The sequence below is a fragment of the Mycobacterium sp. E802 genome (assembly GCF_001666875.1).
In the GTDB taxonomy this organism is placed as follows: Bacteria; Actinomycetota; Actinomycetes; order Mycobacteriales; family Mycobacteriaceae; genus Mycobacterium.
The window spans coordinates 1-1317 of record NZ_LZJD01000016.1 but is presented as its reverse complement, the minus strand read 5'-3'; the positions used below and the strand labels follow the sequence as shown (position 1 = coordinate 1317).

The 1317-nt window shown below is 59.6% G+C and carries 2 protein-coding genes; one reads left to right on the top strand and one right to left on the bottom strand.

Translation table 11 applies throughout. From position 1 onward, the window contains the following. Positions 1-317: hypothetical protein (locus A5699_RS29465; protein WP_231965545.1), on the top strand; the 317-nt coding region annotated here is incomplete at its 5' end. A 37-nt stretch (positions 318-354) separates the two neighbouring features. Here A5699_RS29465 and A5699_RS02860 read toward each other — a convergent pair. Further along, positions 355-1068: a sensor domain-containing protein gene (locus tag A5699_RS02860; protein WP_067765073.1), complete on the bottom strand. Its 714-nt coding sequence runs from the start codon at positions 1066-1068 to the stop codon at positions 355-357. Positions 1069-1317 lie beyond the last annotated feature (249 nt).

The following is a 1317-nucleotide window of genomic DNA, read 5'->3' as shown; positions in this document are numbered from 1 at the left end:
GCGACCCTCACGTAGGAAACGGCGCGATAGCAGGCATGCGCCGCCGCCTCCACCTCCGCCCGGCGCACCTGCCTTCTGAAGATAGTGGTTTGAGTATCGACGGATGTGGCAATTACTGGTGGCGACAAACCCATACTGTTCCTACGTCGATCGGAATGACAATGATCGTGCTCGGCATCATCCTTCTGTTGATCGGCTATTTCGCCGGTATCTCGATCCTTTATACGATCGGCGGAATACTCGTGGTGATCGGCATCATCCTGTGGATTCTCGGAGCCGTCGGTCGTCCCGTGGGCGGGCGAAAAGTTTGGTTCTGACCACGGCGGAAGGTGTATAGCGCCTTACACTTTCCGCCTACGGCCGTTGCGGTGGAGCGTCAACCCGTGCGGAAATCTGTTGAGCAATCTTGACAGCAGAGTCCGCGGGGTTGGCGCTACACGTATTGACGTCGACCACCACATTGTTGTTCGCGGTCAACGCGCGGCCACATGCCCAGCCACCTTCCTTCGCGTTTGACTGGGTGGCGACCGTGCTCAGCACACCGTTCTCGTCGGTGATGGGATCGGCATCCCACAGCGAGCCGGTTTGCGTGTGGGTGTAGTGCTTACACGCCGGCCACTGCTTGGCCGAGGAGTCATAGAACGCCTTGGCCTGGTCGGCGTTGGCGAACAACACCACCGCCTGGTGGGCGTAATGCGCCGAGGTTTCGGGGTCCCGCAGCGTCACCTCCCGCATGTCGGTGAACCCGCTGTCGGCGTAGGTCAGCGCCTGCGCCGCACCGTCGACGGCGAGGCACTCGCGCGGCTCCATTGTCGAACTGTCATCCGACATTTCGGAACCGGTGGACGCCACCGTCATTCCCTGTGCCGCCATCGCCGCGTCGATCTGTTCCGGCGACAGCAACAACCGGGGCAATATTTTCTGGGTGAGTGGTACCGGCGCAAACGATGTGATCATCGGTTTGTTGTTGGTCGTCGTCTCGGCCGTTTGTTCTTCGGTTTTCCCGCCGCAGCCCGCGGCCAGGACACAGGTGGTGGCAATGGCGATCGTGGTTGTCACAAAGCGCATTCGAAACTCCCCCTTGGACGCATGGTGGCCAATTCCAGGGAAACAACGAAGTCACATTCGGCGCAGAACATCGGTGGTACTGGGTGAAGTATTTTCGCAAACGTTACCGAAACACCATCAGCCAGGACAGGGCTATGCGCCCCTTAGCGCTCCAGCACGGGTTTGCATTCCGCCCGAGTTGGGTCATTTGCCTTAGTGCCTTGATTTCTCGGATGCCAGCGCGTCGAGAATGGTTTTGACCTCGACGTT